Origin of the sequence: Micromonospora sp. NPDC049523, assembly GCF_040676775.1 — a bacterium.
In the GTDB taxonomy this organism is placed as follows: Bacteria; Actinomycetota; Actinomycetes; order Mycobacteriales; family Micromonosporaceae; genus Micromonospora_G.
In genome coordinates this window covers 180,443-198,551 of sequence record NZ_JBFAPP010000009.1, presented here as the reverse complement: position 1 = coordinate 198,551, position 18,109 = coordinate 180,443, and the positions used below count along the sequence as shown (strand labels likewise).

Annotated in this window: 18 protein-coding genes and 1 riboswitch; of the genes, 8 read left to right on the top strand and 10 right to left on the bottom strand. The window is 70.9% G+C overall.

The genetic code is table 11. From position 1 onward, the window contains the following. Positions 1-109 precede the first annotated feature (109 nt). Positions 110-1,279, bottom strand: coding sequence for a homogentisate 1,2-dioxygenase domain-containing protein (locus AB0J90_RS16490; protein ID WP_363596574.1), 1,170 nt, complete (start codon positions 1,277-1,279; stop codon positions 110-112). Between the two features lie 95 nt (positions 1,280-1,374). On the opposite strand from AB0J90_RS16490, the gene AB0J90_RS16485 reads away from it, so the two are divergent. From AB0J90_RS16485 to AB0J90_RS16475, 3 genes are all read left to right on the top strand, one after another. After that, positions 1,375-2,232 carry a hypothetical protein gene (locus tag AB0J90_RS16485; protein ID WP_363596572.1) on the top strand — a complete coding sequence of 286 codons (858 nt, stop codon included), beginning with the start codon at positions 1,375-1,377 and terminating at the stop codon, positions 2,230-2,232. After that, positions 2,229-3,434 carry a fumarylacetoacetase gene (gene fahA / locus AB0J90_RS16480; protein WP_363596570.1) on the top strand — a complete coding sequence of 402 codons (1,206 nt, stop codon included), beginning with the start codon at positions 2,229-2,231 and terminating at the stop codon, positions 3,432-3,434. Before AB0J90_RS16485 ends, fahA begins: the two co-directional genes overlap by 4 nt. Before the next feature lie 250 nt (positions 3,435-3,684). Further along, positions 3,685-3,888: a DUF397 domain-containing protein gene (locus tag AB0J90_RS16475; RefSeq protein WP_363596568.1), complete on the top strand. Its 204-nt coding sequence runs from the start codon at positions 3,685-3,687 to the stop codon at positions 3,886-3,888. 208 nt (positions 3,889-4,096) lie between these two features. On the opposite strand, the gene AB0J90_RS16470 is transcribed toward AB0J90_RS16475, so the two are convergent. The 3 genes from AB0J90_RS16470 to bluB form a co-directional block, all read right to left on the bottom strand. Further along, on the bottom strand, positions 4,097-4,450 hold the full coding sequence (locus tag AB0J90_RS16470; protein WP_363596566.1) for a transcriptional regulator: 354 nt from the start codon (positions 4,448-4,450) through the stop codon (positions 4,097-4,099). Then, entirely contained in the window at positions 4,443-5,189 is a 747-nt protein-coding gene (locus tag AB0J90_RS16465) for a hypothetical protein (RefSeq protein WP_363596564.1), read from the bottom strand. Before AB0J90_RS16465 ends, AB0J90_RS16470 begins: the two co-directional genes overlap by 8 nt. An 87-nt stretch (positions 5,190-5,276) precedes the next feature. After that, positions 5,277-5,909: a 5,6-dimethylbenzimidazole synthase gene (gene bluB / locus AB0J90_RS16460; RefSeq protein ID WP_363596562.1), complete on the bottom strand. Its 633-nt coding sequence runs from the start codon at positions 5,907-5,909 to the stop codon at positions 5,277-5,279. A 31-nt stretch (positions 5,910-5,940) separates the two neighbouring features. Beyond that, positions 5,941-6,140, bottom strand: a riboswitch (cobalamin riboswitch). Positions 6,141-6,280: 140 nt separating this feature from the next. Here bluB and AB0J90_RS16455 point away from each other — a divergent pair. Both AB0J90_RS16455 and AB0J90_RS16450 read left to right on the top strand, forming a co-directional pair. Next, the gene (locus AB0J90_RS16455) at positions 6,281-6,793 is read left to right on the top strand and encodes an SRPBCC family protein (protein ID WP_363596560.1); all 513 of its coding nucleotides are present in this window, start codon (positions 6,281-6,283) and stop codon (positions 6,791-6,793) included. Between the two features lie 54 nt (positions 6,794-6,847). Continuing rightward, complete coding sequence (locus AB0J90_RS16450) at positions 6,848-8,107, top strand: PQQ-binding-like beta-propeller repeat protein (protein WP_363596559.1); 1,260 nt, start codon at positions 6,848-6,850, stop codon at positions 8,105-8,107. Positions 8,108-8,140: 33 nt separating this feature from the next. Here AB0J90_RS16450 and AB0J90_RS16445 read toward each other — a convergent pair whose 3' ends face one another. The 6 genes from AB0J90_RS16445 to hppD form a co-directional block, all read right to left on the bottom strand. Next, complete coding sequence (locus AB0J90_RS16445; protein WP_363596558.1) at positions 8,141-9,133, bottom strand: hypothetical protein; 993 nt, start codon at positions 9,131-9,133, stop codon at positions 8,141-8,143. A gap of 25 nt (positions 9,134-9,158) precedes the next feature. Beyond that, positions 9,159-9,713 (bottom strand): hypothetical protein, encoded by a 555-nt coding sequence (locus tag AB0J90_RS16440; protein WP_363596556.1) that lies wholly within the window; start codon positions 9,711-9,713, stop codon positions 9,159-9,161. A 142-nt stretch (positions 9,714-9,855) separates the two neighbouring features. Then, positions 9,856-10,974, bottom strand: coding sequence for a histidinol-phosphate transaminase (gene hisC / locus AB0J90_RS16435; protein ID WP_363596554.1), 1,119 nt, complete (start codon positions 10,972-10,974; stop codon positions 9,856-9,858). After that, on the bottom strand, positions 10,971-11,990 hold the full coding sequence (locus tag AB0J90_RS16430; RefSeq protein WP_363596552.1) for an RDD family protein: 1,020 nt from the start codon (positions 11,988-11,990) through the stop codon (positions 10,971-10,973). Before AB0J90_RS16430 ends, hisC begins: the two co-directional genes overlap by 4 nt. Further along, positions 11,987-12,748 carry an RDD family protein gene (locus AB0J90_RS16425; protein WP_363596550.1) on the bottom strand — a complete coding sequence of 254 codons (762 nt, stop codon included), beginning with the start codon at positions 12,746-12,748 and terminating at the stop codon, positions 11,987-11,989. Before AB0J90_RS16425 ends, AB0J90_RS16430 begins: the two co-directional genes overlap by 4 nt. A 10-nt stretch (positions 12,749-12,758) precedes the next feature. Then, positions 12,759-13,967 carry a 4-hydroxyphenylpyruvate dioxygenase gene (gene hppD / locus AB0J90_RS16420; protein ID WP_363596548.1) on the bottom strand — a complete coding sequence of 403 codons (1,209 nt, stop codon included), beginning with the start codon at positions 13,965-13,967 and terminating at the stop codon, positions 12,759-12,761. A gap of 133 nt (positions 13,968-14,100) precedes the next feature. On the opposite strand from hppD, the gene AB0J90_RS16415 reads away from it, so the two are divergent. From AB0J90_RS16415 to AB0J90_RS16405, 3 genes are all read left to right on the top strand, one after another. After that, positions 14,101-14,616, top strand: a complete 516-nt coding sequence (locus AB0J90_RS16415; RefSeq protein ID WP_363596546.1) for an Lrp/AsnC family transcriptional regulator — start codon at positions 14,101-14,103, stop codon at positions 14,614-14,616. A gap of 84 nt (positions 14,617-14,700) precedes the next feature. Continuing rightward, the gene (locus AB0J90_RS16410; RefSeq protein ID WP_363596544.1) at positions 14,701-16,149 is read left to right on the top strand and encodes a PQQ-binding-like beta-propeller repeat protein; all 1,449 of its coding nucleotides are present in this window, start codon (positions 14,701-14,703) and stop codon (positions 16,147-16,149) included. Between the two features lie 101 nt (positions 16,150-16,250). Beyond that, positions 16,251-17,921: a fumarate hydratase gene (locus tag AB0J90_RS16405; protein WP_363596542.1), complete on the top strand. Its 1,671-nt coding sequence runs from the start codon at positions 16,251-16,253 to the stop codon at positions 17,919-17,921. Positions 17,922-18,109: the final 188 nt, after the last annotated feature.

The following is an 18,109-nucleotide window of genomic DNA, read 5'->3' as shown; positions in this document are numbered from 1 at the left end:
GCTACCCACGGCCCTGCGAGACCCGCACCCTTTCAGGGAAAGCGTGCCCACTCCCGCGCGGACGGGCACGCTTTCCGTGGAAGGGTGCGGATCTCGGGTCGGACCGGGCTCAGACCGTACGGCGGGCCCAGGTCCAGGCGTAACCGGGATCCTCGACGCTCAGACCGGGTTCGCAGAGGTCGAGCGGTCGGAACGTGTCGACCATGACGGCGAGTTCGTCGAAGTAGTCGACGCCGATCGCGCGCTCCGCCGCGCCGGGCTGCGGTCCGTGGGTGAAACCGGCCGGGTGCAGCGAGATCGAGCCCTGTTCGATGCCGGAGCCGCGCCGGGCCTCGTAGTTGCCGCCGGTGTAGAACAGCATCTCGTCCGAGTCGGTGTTGTGGTGGTTGTACGGCACCGGGATCGCCAGCGGGTGGTAGTCCACCTTGCGCGGGACGAACGAGCAGATGACGAAGTTCGGGCCCTGGAAGGTCTGGTGCACCGGCGGCGGTTGGTGCACCCGACCGGTGATCGGCTCGAAGTCGTGGATGGAGAAGGCCCACGGGTAGAGGTGCCCGTCCCAGCCGACCACGTCGAACGGGTGGTTGGCGTAGACGTACCGGGTCCAGCCGCGCCGGTGCTGGACGTACACCTCGACGTCCTCGTCCTCGACCAGGAACGGTTCGGCGGGGCCGCGTACGTCGCGTTCGCAGTAGGGGGAGTGCTCCAGGAACTGGCCACGGGCGGAGAGGTAACGCTTCGGTGGGCCGATGTGCCCGGTCGCCTCGACGGTGAGCAGGCGCAGCGGTTCGGGGGCGACCGGCACGATCCGGTGGATCACCGAGGTCGGGATGATCACGTAGTCGCCGGCGGTCACGCCGAGCACGCCGAAGGTCGACTCGATCCGGGCGGCGCCGGACTCGACGTACAGGCACTCGTCGCCGATGGCGTTGCGGTAGAGCGGGGAGGGCCGGTCGGCGACCACGTACGAGATGCGTACGTCGTCGTTGGCGAGCAGGTGCTGCCGGCCCAGTACGGGGTCCGCCCCGCTCGCGTCGAGCTTGTGCGTACGCAGGTGGCGGGGCTTGAGCGGCAGGTTCGGCAGCCGGGACCAGGCCGGCGGGGTGAACTCCTGCGCGCCCACGATCGCGGTCGGGGGGTAACGGTGGTAGAGCAGCGACGAGTCGGAGGAGAAGCCCTCCTGGCCCATCAGCTCCTCGGCGTACAGGCTGCCGTCGGGCTGGCGGAACTGGGTGTGGCGTTTACGGGGCAGCTCACCGACGCTGCGGTAGTAAGGCACTTTGACCTCCGCATTTGTCCCATTCAGCGGCCGAGGGTGTCCGATAATCGGACGCTGTTGTCCGTTAGTCGTAGCGTCCCGTAAGTTCTCTGTTCGTGTCAACGCAGGTGCCCCGGCTCTTCGCCGGCCTGGTCGACGACGCGGCCGTCTTCCCGCCCGGCAGCGCGTCGCTCGACGATGCCGTCGTCGCCCACCGGGAGCACCGCGCCGCCTGGTACGCCGACCTCGTCGGCCCGCTGCTCCTCCCGGCCTCGGCGCTGGTCCACCTGCCCGCCCTCCTGCACCCGGACGAGCGGATCGACGTCGGGGTGATCGGCGACGTGCCGATCCGTCGCCTGTCCGGCCTGCTGGCCGCGGCCGACCCCCGGCTGGTCCCGCGGCAGCTCGAAGCGGCGGTCGCCAAGCGCGGCGAGGACCCGCTTCCCGGCCTCACCGAACTGCTCGCGCTCGGCGCCGACCTGCCGAAGATGGACCTCTACGCCGAGATCCCGCTCACCTGGGGGCTGCTCGCCGCCCTGGACCGGATCGCGCAGGCACGGGCGGACGGCGTACGGGTCGCGGCGAAGTTCCGTACCGGTGGACTCGCCGCCGAACTCTTCCCCAGCCCGGTAGAACTTGCCGCCGTCATCCGCGCCTGCCGGGACCGGGACCTGCCGTTCAAGCTCACCGCCGGGTTGCACCACGCGCTGCGGCACACCGACCCGGAGACCGGCTTCACCCACCACGGCTTCGTCAACGTACTGGTCGCCACCACAGCGGCGGCCGAGGACGCCGAGGTGGCCGAGATCGCCGAACTGCTCGCCAGCGGTGACCCGCTGCGCCTCGTCGAGCCGGCCCGGATCCGCCGCGACGGGCCCCGGCCGCTCTGGCGCGGCTTCGGCTCGTGCAGCATCGACGAACCACTGACCGACCTGGCCCGGCTGGGGCTGATGAACCACGGGGAGACCGAGTGAGCTGGGTCGAGGGCGCGGCGGGTTCGCCGTACGACGTGCACAACCTGCCGTACGGCGTGTTCGTGCGCGGCGACGAGGCAGTGCGGCGGATCGGCGTACGGATCGGGGAATTCGTCCTCGACCTCGACGGCGCGGAGGCGGCCGGGCTGATCCTGGCCGGCGGTGCGCTCCGCGAGCCGTCGCTCAACGGGTTCATGGCGCTCGGGCACGCCCAGTGGGGCACCGTCCGGCAGCGGATCGTGGAACTGCTCACCGGGACCGAGCACCGGGCGGCGGTCGCGCCACTGCTGGTCCCGCTCGCCGAGGTGAGTCTGGTGCTGCCGTTCGAGGTCGGCGACTATGTCGACTTCTACTCCTCCGAGCAGCACGCGAGCAACGTGGGCCAGATCTTCCGTCCGGGTGAGCCGCCGCTGCTGCCGAATTGGAAACACCTGCCGATCGGTTACCACGGCCGGGCCGGCACGGTCGTCGTCTCCGGTACGCCGATCGTCCGCCCGTGTGGGCAACGCTCCACCCCGGACGGTCCGGTCTACGGCCCGTCGATCCGCCTCGACATCGAGGCCGAGGTCGGCTTCGTGGTGGGGCTGCCGTCCGCGCTCGGTGACCGGGTGCCGGTCGAGGACTTCGCCGAGTACGTCTTCGGAGTCGTACTGCTGAACGACTGGTCCGCCCGCGACCTGCAGAACTGGGAGTACCGGCCGCTCGGCCCGTTCCTGGGCAAGTCGTTCGCCACCTCCATCTCGCCCTGGGTGGTGCCGCTGGACGCGCTGGCGCACGCCTGGGTGCCGGCGCCGGAGCAGAACCCGCCGGTTCTCGACTACCTGCGCGACGACCCGCACCTCGGCCTCGACCTGCGCCTGACGGTGGACTGGAACGGCAGCCGGGTGAGCGAGCCGCCGTTCGCCGGGATGTACTGGACCCCGGCCCAGCAGTTGGCCCACCTGACCGTCAATGGCGCCTCCGTACGCTCCGGCGACCTCTACGCCTCGGGCACGGTGTCGGGGGAGCGGCGTAACCAGGTCGGCTCGTTCCTGGAGTTGAGCTGGGGCGGCAGCGAGCCGTCGACGTTGGCCGACGGCAGCACCCGTACCTTCCTCGAAGACGGGGACACCGTCACCATCACCGCCACCGCACCGGGTCCGGACGGCCGCCCGCTCGCCCTGGGCGAGGTAACCGGCACCGTCTCCCCCGCCCGCCGGTAACCCCTTCCGGGGCGCGTCGATCGGTCACAGCGAGCCCGACTCGCATCGATGGTCGAAGAGACAAACCTCGTCCATCGATTGTGGAACGGGCGAAGTGCGTTGTCCGTTGCGCCCATCGCACAGCGCGTCCGTAGCCCCGCCGCTGTTCTCCGGCATGTTGCAGTCGGTAACGCGTGTCGCACTCTGCGCCGTGTAAGAATACCGGCGAATGCACTGTTATGTGCATAAACTCGGACCAAAGGGGTATAAAATGCAGATCGATCTCGCGCGCGCGACGTGGCGTAAGAGCGCCCGCTCGAACGACCAGGGCTGGTGTGTCGAGGTGGCCGACAACCTGGCCGACGTCGTCGGTGTCCGCGACTCCAAGGACGTCACCGGCCCGGTGCTGGCCTTCAGCCCGACCGACTGGTCCGCGTTCGTCGGCGCGGCACGATCCGGCGCCTTCGACGGCTGATTCAGACCAACCGCAACGCTTGGTTTTCGGGCGGCCCCGCCCACTCCGTGACTGGCCGGGGCCGCCCCTGTGCGTCTGCCGCCGAGGCATGCTCGACGTTGATCCACGCGCGCTGAGCTGTTCTGGGAGTGGCCTGGAAACAGCTCAGCGCGCAGTGATCATGGTTCCCGTGGGCGCTGTGGCGGGCGAAGCCCGGATTCTCGTGGTTCTACGAGTCCGCGGGATTGGTGGCGGTGGGGTCGGTGGCGGTGCGGATGCGGCTGACGAGTTGTTCCAGGGCGGCGACCTCGGCCCGTAGGGCGGCCCGCCCCTGCCTGGTGAGTCGGAGCCAGGTGCAGGGGCGGCGCGCCTCGTAACCCTTGATCACCTGCAACAACTCGGCCTGTTCCAGGATCCGCAGGTGCCGGTTCAGGTTGCCGTCGGTGAGCCCGAGTTCGTCCCGCAGGGTGGCGAACTTGCACTCCTGCGTCGCGCTGAGCACGGTGAGAATGCCCAGGCGTACGCGTTGGTGGACGGTGTCGTCCAGCGCGAGCGCCGGATGCGGCGCCTGCGGGTCATTCACCGGCATACCTTCGGGACCGCCGGGCGCGTACGGCGGCGAAGATGACCAGGGGCAGTGCCATCAGCACAAGATAGTGGCCCGGTCGGAGGGCGAGTTCGCCACCGAGCGCGTCCGGGTTGCCGTCGATGAGTTGGATCACCCACGGCGGCAGGTAACCCAGGCGGGGATTGCCGCAGAGCCAGACCGCCAGCAGGGCGATCCACACCCCGGCTACCGCGAGGCCGAGGCTACGTTCCACCCGGGCGAGCGCGACCAGGGCCGCCGCGATCGGCAGCAGTGGTGTCAACAGGCCCTGCCACCAGAAGCCGGTGTTGGCGATCAGTTCGTCGGACGGTGGGCCCTTCGGTACCGCCGCGAGTATCGCGAGCAGCACCAGGACGCCCAGGGCGGTCCCCGCGAACGGCCACCAGGCCACCCGGAGCCCCAGTTGGCGGGAGCGCCACCGGTACCAGGCCCCGATTACCGCGATCAGCAGCGGTGTGCCGAGGAACCAGAACAGGTACGACGCGAGCGGGCTGCGCTGCTGGTCGGGCAAGCCGGCCCAGTACGGGTACTCGGCGGTGATCGCGTACGCCGGCTCGAACGGGTAGCGGTAGAGGGCGATGCTCAGCAGCAGCAGGGCCGCCACACCCGCTGCCGGTAGCCAGGCCCCGCCGTGGGCGCGGGCGTGGGTGCGTTGACGCAGGCGCCTCAGTTCGACCAGTGTCCGTTCGGCTTCCCCCGTGTCAGCCGGGCTCATGGCCCCTCCTCAACTCTGCAACAGTGATTTACTCTGCAATGCAAAGTATGCGGGCGGGTCCCCAGTGGAGGCAAGGCCCGGAGAAGATCAGACGGAGGGACGCCAGCGGTCCTGGTGGATCGCCGCCGACAGTGGACGGCGCCGACGCCAACCGTGTCGTTCCAGGTCGGGGGTCTGCTCGAAGTGGGTCACCGGGCCGAGGCAGAGCCAGGCGACCGGGCGGATGGTGGCGGGGATGCCGAGCAGGTCCCGCAGGAACGGCTCCCGGTAGAACGACACCCAGCCGACCCCGAGCCGCTCGGCGCTGGCGGCCAGCCACAGGTTCTGGATCGCCAGGCAGACCGAGTAGAGACCGGCGTCGGCGATCGCGTGCCGACCGAGCACCGCCGGACCACCCCGGTCCGGGTCGTACGTGACCACGACCGACAGGGTCGACTCGCGTACGCCGTCGATCTTGATCCGGGCGAAGCGCTCGGCGGCGTCGCCGTCCAGGGTGGACGCGAAGGTGTCCCGCTCCCGTTCGACGTGCTGGTGGAACCTCTGCCGCAGGTCCGGATCCCGGACCAGGACGAAGTCCCAGGGCTGGGACAGCCCGACGCTGGGCGCGGCGTGCGCCGCCGTCAGGACCCGGTGCAGCACCTCGTCCGGGATCGGGGCACCGGTGAACTGGGCACGTACGTCCCGGCGGCGGTGGATGACGTCGTAGAGATCGGTGTCCAAGGCAGGCTCCCGCTGCGCTCGCGCCCCCGAAGGGGGCTGGTGACAGCGAGGCCGGTCTTCGGACTTCCGGATCTGCGCTGGTCACCCGCCTTCCCAGCCCCTCGGGCCAGTGGCTGCGTCTCGTACGCGTGGGTGGCAGCTCCCCGGTCACCGCGGCGGGCCCGTGCCGGAATCACACCGGCTTCCCGATTCTCCCCGCTCGCGCGGGGCACCTCGCAACAGTTCGTGCCGCTGCGCACCCTAGCGGGACGGGCTCCGGGATCCGGGCGGGGAGGGTTCGATCGTCACTCGGGTCACGTTCTCGTCGCCTTCCGCGAATGTTCGCGTTAATGGTCGGTCACCGGCCGTACGGTGGAGGTTCGGGAGGTGTGATGGCGACGGTAGCGGTGACCCGGCTGGTGCAGGCGTCCGCCGAGGAGTTGTGGCAGGTCTTCACCGACCTGCCCGGCCGATCCGACTGGCTTTCCACGATCAACGGGATCGAGGTGCTCACCGCCGGCCCGATGCGGGTCGGCACGGTCTGGCGGGAGAGCCACCACCTGCCCGACGGCACCGAGTTGCTGGAGGAGTTCCGGGTGGAGGAACTCAGCCCACCGCACCGGCTCACCGTCAGCTCGTCCGGCGTCGGCGTCGACTACCGGACCGTGTACACCTTCACCGCGGTCCAGGGGCGGCGTCGGCGGCGGCGCAGCGGCTGGACCGCGGTCAGCGTGGTGCAGCAGGGTGCGGTCACGGCACCGTACGCGCGGCTGCTCGCGCTGGTGTTCGGTGGACTCGCCGCTCGTACCGTCGAGGGTGCGTTGCGTCGTGACCTGGCCGACCTGGCCGCCGTGGTCACCTCGACCGGGCATGATCATCGCGGGAACCCGGCCGCTGCCGCCTGACCTGCCAGCCGCACGCCAGGGTTGTCTGGGTAGGGTGCCCAGCGGAGGTACTGGATGCGATCGCGGGGCGGCGTGTGGGGCCGGCGCCGGCCGGCCGTGGTCGCGCTGGTGGCGGTGCTGGTCGTCGCGGCGGCAGCCGTGGTCACCTACCGTGTGCTCGCCCCCGCCGAGGTGCTCACCCCCGCCCGCGCCGACTATCCGGCCCCGGTGCGGGCGGCGACCGGGGTGGTCGGCACGCTCGCCTCCGCCCCGCTGATCGTGGACGGCCGGCTGCGGGTGTACGCCACCACCCGCCAGATCCGCGCCGACGAGCCGGTCGACGCCCGGACCCGGCGTACGCCGTACTGGTCATACCGGCGCTGGCCGGCCGAGCTGATCGGCATCGTGGCCAGTGGCACCACCGTGGTCAGCCGCTGGTCGGACGGGGATCTGGTCGCGCTGGACGCCCGTACCGGCCGGATCCGGTGGCGGGCCGACGGGCCACCACCCGGACACGGGTACGACGGACGCCGTACCGGGGCCAGCACGGTCTACACCCCAGCCGGACTGATCCCGGCCACCGCCAGCGGCGGACGGGCCGTACTGGTGGTGATCGGTGGGTCCGGGCTGCGCGGTCTCGACCTGACCGACGGGCGCGAGTTGTGGCGGGTCGACATCGACGGCTCCTGCCGGGCCGGGGCGCTCACCACCACCGCCGGTCAGCTCGTCACCGTCGACGCCTGCGCGTCGCCCCAGGTGGTGGAGTTCCACGACGTCCAGACCGGTCGGCTGGTCAACCGGTGGCGGCCGGAGGATGCCGGTCCGGAGTTGGCGGTGGCGCCGGTCGGCTGCGGCAACGGTGGCTCGAACTGCCCGGCGTTGCGGACCACCAGTGGTGGCAGCAGCCGGGGTTGGCTTCTGGGCCGGGGTGAGCCGACGCCGATGCCCCTGCTCGACCCGAACGAGGTGGTGCTCGAGGGCGACGTGGCGCTGACCCCGAGCGGGAACGAGCTGGTGGCCCGCTCGGTCCGGGAAGGCACCGAGTTGTGGCGGCGTACCGGGCCCGGGCCGGTGCGGATCGTCGCCGTACAGCCGGGGTTGGTGCACCTGCTCACCGACGCGCACGAGCTGATCACCCTGAACTCGACGACCGGGGCGCAACGGTCGAGCTTCCCGCTGGTCGCCGGTGACGAGGTGGTGCCCTGGCGGCCCGGCTTTGCGTACGCGGCGGACGGCTTCGTCGCGGTGGAGCGGCTGGCGCGGGCGGCACCCTCGGACGCGGCCGACGCGCAGTTCTACGCGGCGCCGCAGCCGGTGATCCTGGCCGCCAGCTGACTCGGCGCCGACGGCCAGGGGTCTCCGGTCGGGCTAGACCGACATCTCGGCCCGGCGGCGTCGGGAGCGGCGGATCAGGAACACCAGTACGGCGATCAGGATCAGGCCTGCCAGTGACCCGGCGGCGAGGACCCACGGCGAGTCGAGGCGGCTCAGGGGCGAACTGGGCTTGCCGACCTTGCCCGGGTCGGGGAAGGTGATCCTTCCGGACGCGCTCTGTTTGACCTGCCCACTTTCCAGGTTGACGTCGATCTGCCAGGGCCCGTTCGGTATTTCGCGGGGAAAGGCCGCGAGTACCGTCCCGGACTCGCCGGGTGCCAGAGTGGTGCCCGCGATCACGTCGAACGGGCCTGCGCGCATGCCGGCGGGGCCGTCGGAGAGGGCGACCGAGCCGGTCAGGTCGAGGGCGCGTTCACCCGTGTTCCTTACGGCGATGCGTACCGAGGGCACGCCGAGAGTGTCCCGGGCCGGGACCAGATCACCGATGCTGAAACTGGACGGAGGCTCGCCGCCGATGCCGATGTCGAGATAGGTCCGGACACCGACTCTGTGGATCTTGTTGACGTTGGCCCCGGGATCGGTCGCCGACGATATCGAGGCCCAGATCACCGCGTACCGTTCGCCCTTCGACGCCGCCGGCGGCACGGTGATGGTGGCCCGGAACCGGGCGTCCTCACCGGGGTCCAACTCCACCGACTCGCGGTCGAGCGAGATCCAGGAAGACAACTCGTTGGCAGTGCGTCCCTCGCCGAACTGGAACCGGGACTCCGATACGGACGCCGCAGCCGGGTAGAGCTCGATCTCCTGCCGTTCGTCGGTGTTGTTCGCTACCAACATCTGTCGATGGATGACCGTGCCGGGTGGCAGGTGGTCCACGATGTAACGCCGGGCGCGTGGATCCGCGCGGCGGTCGGCCGGGCCCTCCAGCAACTGGATGCCGATTCTCTCCAGATCGGGGTCCGGCTCAGCCGCGCTGGCCTGGGCGGGAAGGCCCAGGCCAGCGAGGCAGAGCAGGGCCAGGGACACGTGCCGTGCCGACCTGCTCCGGCGGCTACGCCACCGAATGCGTCACCGTCCCGGTGTAGGTACCGGCCTGGCTGTCCAGCGGTGCGTGGACGATCAGGGTCGGGTTCCAGGTGGCGGTGTTGTTACCGGTGCCGCCGACGTGGGAGAACGCGATCAGCGGCGCGACGTTGTCCAAGGGCGCGGCGAGGAGGGCCGTGGCCTGGCCGGGAGTGAACGTGCCGTCGCCCGTGGTCGCCGTGGCCGGTCCCGACCAGTAGTCGACCTCGGAGGCCAGGATCGTCTCGGAGGCGGTGCCGCCGCCCGTGACGAAGTCGGTCGAGGTCACGGTGACCTCCCACGACGCGTCCGCCGAGGCGCGGGAGTCGGTGACGGTGACCGGGCCGATCGGGCCGGTGATGTCGGTGTCGGGTGCGCCGCCGCCGATGTCCGCGGCGGCGGGCGCCACGATGTCCAGGGTGCCGGCCTCGATGTCGAAGGTGACGACGGTGTCGGCAGTGGGTGCCGCCGCAGCGGGCGCTGCGGCGAACCCTACGGCCGCCACGGCGGCGGTGCCGACGAGAAGAATTTTGCCAATGCGCACGGCTCTAGCCTCAGCTTCCTTGAAGTGTCGATCAGGTCGTGGCGCCCAGGTATGGCGCTACGGGGCACTTCGAAACATAAAGGAGCTAGAGCTGTGATACCCACAAAACGGACCAAATCGGGACTACTGCTGGCAAAGCAGATCAGAGGACCGACTCGGCGACAGCAAGGAAGGCGTCGTTCTCGGCCGGCGTCCCGATGGTGACCCGTACGCCCTCGCCGGGGAACGGGCGGACGATCACGCCCCGGGACTCGCAGGCGCGGGCGAACTCGACCGCCCCGTCACCCTGCCCCGGCACCCCGGACAGCGGCAGCCAGACGAAGTTCGCCTGGCTCTCCGGCACCTCCGGCAGCAGCTTGCGCAGCGCCTCGGTCACCCGGTCCCGCTCGGCCACCACCAGCGCGCAGCGGCGGCGTACCTCCTCGGCCTGCGCGAGCGCGGCGAGCGCGCCGGCCTGGGCGACGATGCTGCTGGAGAACGGGGTGACCACCTTGCGGACCGCGGCGGCCACCTCCGGGTGCGCGACCAGGAAACCAATCCGCAGCCCGGCCAGGCCCCACGCCTTGGAGAGCGTCCGCAGGATCACCACGTTCGGCCGGTCGCCGTACGTGACCAGCGCGTCCGGCACGTCCGGGTCGGTGACGAACTCCCGGTACGCCTCGTCGAACACCACCAGCACGTCGTCCGGAACCGCGTCCATGAACCGGTCCAGTTCCTCCCGGCGCAGGCTGGTGCCGGTCGGGTTGTTCGGGTTGCAGACGAAGATCAGCCGGGTGCGGTCGGTGATCGCGCCGGCCATCGCCGCCAGGTCGTGCCCGTGCCCGCTCGTGTTCGGCACCCGTACGCTGGTCGCCGCGCTGGTCGCAGCGATGATCGGGTACGCCTCGAACGACCGCCAGGAGTAGACCACCTCGTCACCCGGCAGGCTGGTGACCCGTACCAGGTGCTCGGCGAGCGCCACCGAACCACAGCCGGTCGCGATCCGGTCCGCGGCCACGTCGTACTGCTCGGCCAGGGCGTCCCGCAGGGCCACCGCCGCCAGGTCGGGGTAGCGGTGCATGCCGGCAGCCGCCTCGGCGACCGCCTCCACCACACCCGGCAGCGGGCCGTACGGCACCTCGTTGCTGGCCAGCTTGATCGCCTCGGGCAGGCCGAGTTCCCGGGCCAGGTCGGCCGGGCTGCGTCCGGGTACGTAGTTCGGCAGCCCGGCCAGGTCGGCTCGGGTGAGCCGGTTCGGCTGGCTGGGGTCGCGGCCGGTCATGACGTGGGACCTCCTGGGGTGTCGCCACGGTCTGCCGTGGGCGGCGGGGACGGGGTGTGTGCCGACCGGTCGAGCCGTACGACGACGGTCTGGGCGCGCTTGTCGTGCAGGGCCTGGCGCAGCGGTCGGTCGAAGAGCACGAAGGCGCAGTCGATGATCTGCAGCAGGAAGCCGAGACCGCAGCAGTACCAGAAGAAGGTCGGCAGGCCGAGGGTGTTCCACCGGCGGGCGGAACGACCGAAGCCGAGCCGTTCGTCGGTACCGAGCGAGACGACCTTGAGGCGGAGTACGCGCTTGCCGAAGGTCTGTCCGGTGTTCGCCACCGACGGCACCTCGTACGCGAACCAGAGCGCGGCGGCGATCACCAGGATGACCAGGAGCAGCCAGTCGGCCTGCTCGCTGACCGGGGGCAGCCCCTCGGTGGAGGAGTTGCCGGCCACCGAGCGGCGCACGATCTCCCGGTAGACCGGGCCGATCTCCTCCACGTACCGCCAGACGAACCAGCCGTTGACCAGGACGTTGAGCAGCAGGACGGCGCCGATGTCGAGCAGGCGGGCGGCGAGCCGGGCACCGAGCGGCGCCAGCGCCTTGCCGTGCGGCCGCGGCTCCTGGACCGGGAACCGGTAGGGCGGGTAACCCCAGGCCGGCGGGACCGGACCGCCCTGGGCGGGCGAGGTCGGACCGGGCGCGCCGGGCCACGGCGGTACGCCGTTGGCCGGCGGTGCGCCGGGTGGACCGGGCTGGACCGGTGATCCGGGTACGCCCGGCAGACCGCTGGTCGGGCTCGCCGTCGGTGTGGCGGTGGTGGTCGTCCCGGTTCCGCCAGGTGTTCCGGGCGCGCCCGTCGCCGGGGTGCCGGGCGCCGGGCTGGCGGGCGGCTCCGGCTCGGCGGGCGGCGGACCCGGCGGTGGGGTGGCGTCGGCGGGCAGTGGCGCACCGATCCAGCCGCCGCCGTCCCAGTAACGCTGGGTGTTCGGCTCGGCGGGGTCGGTGTACCAGCCCGGTTGCACCGTCATGGCGCCAGCCTCAGTTCGTTCACCCTGGGAACCTTAACGACTGCCGTTCGCGCGGCCTTGTCGTGGAGGCACTGTTGGTACGGCTTGTCCCACAGTTGCCAGAGCACGTCGAGGTAGATCAGGAGGGGTACGAGCGAACTGGCCAGGAACTGCACCAGGTAGCGCTTGACCGCGGCGCCACGGGTGAGGGTGGCGTTCGGGTCGAGCGGCACCACCCGGATTTTCATGATCCGCTTCCCGACCGTCTGGCCGGTCCGGAACATCATCTCGACGTGGTAGACGTACGCCAGCGCGAGCACGACCACGAACAGGACGAGTTCCATCAGCAGCATCGGCACCAGGACCGCGAGGAAGTCCGGCTCCCGCATGGTGCCGTCCGGGTTCGTCTCGAACAGCTCCGGCAGCACCCGGGTGAAGTAGTAGACCATCACAGGCACCGCAAGGACCAGGCTGGTCAGGAAGTAGATCCCGTAGTCGATCAGCCCGGCGAGGAACCGGTCGGAGAACTCGGCCAGCGGCTGACCGGCCGGACTGACCGGCGGCGGGGTCGGATACCCCGGCCGGTAGAGCGGCGGTACGGCCGGTCGCGGCTGCCCGTACGGGCCGGGGGCCGGGTGGGCGGGCGGTGTGCCGTACCACAGGCCGGGCGGCGGCCCGGCCTGTGCCGGGATGTGGCCGCCCGGCGGGACCTGTCCCTGGGGGTTGGGGGTGGGGGTCCCGCCGGGCGGCGGCGACGAGGGTGGGGGCGGGGCGGTCACGCGGACAGTGTTACAGGTTCCCGCGTGCTTCCTGCTCCCGCTCGATCGCCTGGAACAACGCCTTGAAGTTGCCCTTGCCGAAGCCGAGCGAGCCGTGCCGCTCGATCAGCTCGAAGAAGACCGTCGGCCGGTCCTGGACCGGCTTGGTGAAGATCTGCAACAGGTAGCCGTCCTCGTCCCGGTCGACCAGGATCTTGCGGGCCTTCAGCTCCTCGATCGGCGCCCGTACGTTGCCGATCCGGTCCCGCAGCTCCGGGTCGTCGTAGTACGAGTCCGGGGTGTCCAGGAACTCCACCCCGGCCGCCCGCATCGCGTCCACGCTGGCCAGGATGTCGTTGGTGGCGACCGCGATGTGCTGCGCGCCGGGGCCGCCGTAGAACTCCAGGTACTCGTCGATCTGCGACTTCTTCCGGGCCACCGCGGGCTCGTTCAGCGGGAACTTGACCTTGCGGGTGCCGCTCGCGACCACCTTCGACATCAGCGCCGAATAGTCGGTCGCGATGTCGTCGCCGACGAACTCGGCCATGTTCGTGAAGCCCATCACCCGCCGGTAGAACTCCACCCACTCGTCCATCCGGCCCAGCTCGACGTTGCCCACCACGTGGTCGACGGCCTGGAAGAACCGCTTCGGCTGTACGCCCGCGTCGATCATCGGCTGCCGGTTCACGATCGGCGCGCGGGCCACGAAGCCCGGCAGGAACGGCCCGGTGTACTTCGACCGGTCGACCAGGGTGTGCCGGGTGTCGCCGTACGTGGCGATGCTCGCCATCCGGACCGTGCCGTGCTGGTCGGTCACGTCGTACGGGGCGACGATCGCGGTGGCGCCCTGGGTGAGCGCGTACGCGTACGCCGTGTCCACGTCCGGCACCTCCAGGGCGATGTCCTGGATGCCGTCGCTGTGCTTGGCCACGTGGTCGGAGCCGGGCGCGTTCGCGTGCACCCCGCCGGTCAGTACGAACCGGGCCGAGCCGCTGGTCAGCACGTACTCGGCGTGGTCCCGGAAGCCCTGCTCCGGACCCCGGTACGCGACACAGGTCATGCCGAAGGCGGTGGAGTAGTAGTGCGCGGCCTGCTTCGCGTTGCCGACCAGGAACTGGATGTGGTCGATGCCGCGTACCGGGAAGGGGTCGGCCGTGATGTCGTGGTCGACCGCGCCCACCAGCACGTCCACGTCGACGTCCTGGGTGTCGGTCGATGGCCGATCGATCGCCTGGGTCATGGTCGCGACTCCCTCCGTGCCGGCGCCCGACGATGGGCGGCCGTCCTGTGGCGAGGATCTCGTCCCGGCAGCAGGGTGAGCAACCGTCACGTTTTCGGCTGGTCAGCTTGCACATTCGGTATGGTCGAACACCGTGACCGCTGTACAGGATGTCCAGCTTGATCGGCTGGATGCCAGACTGATCGACCTGCTCGCCGCCGAGCCGCGGATCGGGGTGCTCGAATGCTCCCGCCGGCTGCGGGTGGCCCGGGGCACGGTCCAGGCCCGACTGGACAAACTGCTGGCCCGAGGGGTGATCCGCGGGTTCGGCCCCGAGCTCGCGCCGGCCGCGATCGGCTTCGGCGTGACCTCCTTCGTCACCCTGGAGATCAGCCAGCGGCACGGCCACGACCCGGTGGCGGCGCACCTGCGGCAGATTCCCGAGGTGCTGGAGGCGCACACCATCACCGGCTCCGGCGACATGCTCTGCCGGATCGTCGCCCGATCCAACGCCGACCTCCAGCGGGTGATCGACCAGATCGTCTCGTACGAGGGGATCGCCCGGGCCTCGACGATCATCGCGCTGGCCGAGCAGATCCCGTACCGGGTGCTGCCGCTGGTCCGCTCGGCGGCGGCCGGTGGGCCGACGGCCGGCGGGAAGTCGAGCTGAATGCCCTGATAAATCGTTAAGTCAGGACGACACGGGCGGCGAGGCGTCCCGCGTTTGCCCCTCTGGCCTCGCTACGGTAGCCCGATGGCGAAGGGGAGCGCCGGGCGGAGCGCGAAGTGGTTCCTCGCCTTCATGCTGGTCGCGGTCATCGTGCTCTCGGCCACCGGGGTCTGGAACCCCTTCCCCAACTTGGTGGCCTGGATCAACCGCAGCCAGCCACTCTCCGAACCGGACGTGGTCTGGCAGCAGCGGGTCGGCGGCACCCCGCAGAGCGTTACCATCGCCGGCAGCACCGTCGTGGTCGAGCAACGCACCTTCGTGGAGGCTCGCAGCCTGGCCACCGGCAGCAAGCTCTGGGAACGCAAGGTCGACTGGGCCGCGGTCGCGGGCGGCGAGACCGACCCGGTCGTCGCGACCGGCAAGCTGCTGGAGAAGGGGTACGAGCTGATCGACCCCGAAACCGGTGCGGTACGCCGCCGCGACACCAAGGCCAGCGGGGTCTGGACCTACCGCAACGCGCTGCTCGACGTCCGCTGCTCCGAACCGCGCGAGTGCACCCTGAGCCGCTGGGATCCGCGCGGCACCAAACCGGTCTGGACCGCGTTCCTGCCCGGGGTCGGCACCGGACTCTTCGCCGACAACCCGGAGGTCCTCGGCACCCGGAGACTGACCACCAAACTCGTCGCCGACGACGCGAGCGGCCCGGAGACGATGCCGTCGCTGCTCGGCTTCCCGGTCGACGGCCGGGTGCACATCGTGGACACCGCCACCGGGCGGGTGCTGCGCGACATCCAGCCGGGCCGGGCCGACCGGCTGGTGGTGGTCGGCGGACGGATGCTGCGCATCGAGGCCCGCGCCGAGGACGGCAGCTGCTACTTCACCGTACTGGCCCGCGACCCGATCAGCGGCCAGGAGGTGTGGCGGCGCTCCGGGATCAACCTGCGCACCGCGAACGCGGGCGGCTGCGTACAGCGGGAGGACCCGCAGGGCGGCCAGAGCGTACTGGTCGGTGTCGGCCCGGACGGCCGCGAGACGATCCTCGACGCGTACGACGGGCGGGTGCTCTGGTCCGGCGCCGAAGGCGAGAAACTGCTCGCCGTCGACGACCGGTACGCACTGGTCCGCTCCGCCGACCGGCAGACCGTCACCGGTCGGGAACTGGGCCGCGACGCGCCCCGCTGGAACCGTCCGCTGAGCCCGGAGGGCGCCTCGACGCTGACCCGCTCCGCGGCCCTACTGGTCGACGAGAAACCGAACCGGGTGATCGCCCTCGACCCGCTGCGCGGAAGTGAGCTGCTCACCCTCGCCACGTCGGCGAGGGTGCTCGCGGTCGGCCCGGCCGGGATGGTGATCGGCGACGGCCGGGACATCGGTTATGTCCAATTCAGCACGGCGGCCGGTATACCGGGACCCGGTCCCGGCGCCCCCGGCACGTCCCCGGCACCGGGCGCCGGTCCCGGCGACGTCGGGCCTACCTGCGGCGGACCGAAGATGGAGCAGTGCCAGCCCGCCGACTCCGGCAAGGACGGTTGAGCGGCTTCACCCCCTCCCACAGCGCGGCGGAGACCGGAGACGGCACGGGACCGACCCGGCGGCTAGGACGGTTCCGGTCGGCTGGCCTAGGCTTTCCGCTCATGAGCAGTGCCGCCGCGTTCTCCTACGCTCCCTTGCTCCCCGTCGGTGCCGACCAGACCGAATATCGGCTGATCACCGACGAGGGTGTCGACGTGGTACACGGGCCGGGTGGCCGGCGTTTCCTCACCGTGGAGCCCGCCGCGCTGACCGCGTTGACCGCCGAGGCGATGCACGACATCGCGCACTACCTGCGCCCCGCGCACCTGGCCCAGCTCCGGGCCATCATCGAGGACCCCGCCGCCTCGCCGAACGACCGGTTCGTCGCACTCGACCTGCTGCGCAACGCGAACATCGCGGCCGGCGGGGTGCTGCCGATGTGCCAGGACACCGGCACCGCGATCGTGATGGGCAAGCGCGGCCGGCACGTACTCACCGACGGGTCCGACCACGAGGCGGTGTCGCGTGGGGTCTACCAGGCGTACACCCGGCTGAACCTGCGCTATTCGCAGCTCGCCCCGCTCACCATGTGGGACGAACGCAACACCGGCAGCAACCTGCCCGCCCAGGTGGAGATCTACGCCGAGGACCCGGACGGGCACCCGGACGCGTACAAGTTCCTGTTCATGGCCAAGGGCGGTGGCTCGGCCAACAAGTCGTACCTCTACCAGGAGACCAAGGCGCTGCTCAATCCGACCAGGATGATGCAGTTCCTGGAGGAGAAGCTGCGGCTGATCGGCACCGCCGCCTGCCCGCCGTACCACCTGGCGATCGTGATCGGCGGCACCTCCGCCGAGTACGCGCTGAAGACCGCGAAGCTGGCCTCGGCGAAGTACCTCGACGCGCTGCCCACCGAGGGGTCGATGCTCGCGCACGGTTTCCGTGACATCGAGCTGGAGGCCGAGGTGCTGGAGCTGACCCGCCAGTTCGGCATCGGCGCCCAGTTCGGTGGCCGCTACTTCTGCCACGACGTACGCGTGGTCCGGCTGCCCCGGCACGGCGCCTCCTGCCCGGTGGCGATCGCGGTTTCGTGTTCCGCCGACCGGCAGGCGGTGGCGAAGATCACCCCGTCCGGTGTCTGGCTGGAACGGCTGGAGACGGACCCGGCGCGGTTCCTGCCCGAGGTGACCGACACCCAGCTCGACGCGGGCGCCGAGGTGGTCCGGATCGACCTCAACCGGCCGATGGACGAGATCCGGGCCGAGCTGTCGAAGTACCCGGTCAAGACCCGGCTCTCGCTCACCGGTCCGCTGGTGGTGGCCCGGGACATCGCGCACGCGAAGATCGCCGAGCGGCTGGACGCGGGCGAACCGATGCCGCAGTACCTGCGCGACCACGCGGTCTACTACGCCGGCCCGGCCAAGACCCCCGAGGGCTACGCCTCCGGCTCGTTCGGTCCGACCACCGCCGGCCGGATGGACGCGTACGTGGAGAAGTTCCAGGCGGCCGGCGGCTCGCAGGTGATGCTCGCCAAGGGCAACCGGTCCGGCCAGGTCACCCGCTCCTGCCACGAACACGGTGGCTTCTACCTCGGCTCGATCGGTGGCCCCGCGGCCCGGCTGGCGCAGGACTGCATCAAGCGCGTCGAGGTGCTGGAGTACCCGGAGCTGGGCATGGAGGCGATCTGGCGGATCGAGGTCGAGGACTTCCCGGCCTTCGTCGTCGTCGACGACAAGGGCAACGACTTCTTCGCCGAGGTCACCAAGCCGGTGCTGACCGTCGGCCGGCGCTGAGCACCGGACCAACCCGACACCGGTACGACCGCCCGGTGCACCCGTCGCACGACGACTCCGTGGCACCGCCACGGAGTCGAGGAAAACGCCGACGGGTGCACCGCCCCCGATCAGGGCAGACCGACGATCGTCGGGAACCCGCTGCGCATCGTGCACCGGGCCGCTCTCGAATCACTCCCGGACCGCTA

Excerpts from the sequence above, each read along its gene's own strand:
- AB0J90_RS16475 (WP_363596568.1), top strand. The coding sequence starts at position 3,685 with ATGCAGATCGATCTCGCGCGCGCGACGTGGCGTAAGAGCGCCCGCTCG.
- AB0J90_RS16430 (WP_363596552.1), bottom strand. The coding sequence starts at position 11,990 with ATGACGGTGCAACCGGGCTGGTACACCGACCCCGCCGAGCCGAACACC.
- hppD (WP_363596548.1), bottom strand. The coding sequence starts at position 13,967 with ATGACCCAGGCGATCGATCGGCCATCGACCGACACCCAGGACGTCGAC.
- AB0J90_RS16455 (WP_363596560.1), top strand. The coding sequence starts at position 6,281 with ATGGCGACGGTAGCGGTGACCCGGCTGGTGCAGGCGTCCGCCGAGGAG.
- AB0J90_RS16405 (WP_363596542.1), top strand. The coding sequence starts at position 16,251 with ATGAGCAGTGCCGCCGCGTTCTCCTACGCTCCCTTGCTCCCCGTCGGT.
- hisC (WP_363596554.1), bottom strand. The coding sequence starts at position 10,974 with ATGACCGGCCGCGACCCCAGCCAGCCGAACCGGCTCACCCGAGCCGAC.
- AB0J90_RS16410 (WP_363596544.1), top strand. The coding sequence starts at position 14,701 with ATGGCGAAGGGGAGCGCCGGGCGGAGCGCGAAGTGGTTCCTCGCCTTC.
- AB0J90_RS16465 (WP_363596564.1), bottom strand. The coding sequence starts at position 5,189 with ATGAGCCCGGCTGACACGGGGGAAGCCGAACGGACACTGGTCGAACTG.
- AB0J90_RS16450 (WP_363596559.1), top strand. The coding sequence starts at position 6,848 with ATGCGATCGCGGGGCGGCGTGTGGGGCCGGCGCCGGCCGGCCGTGGTC.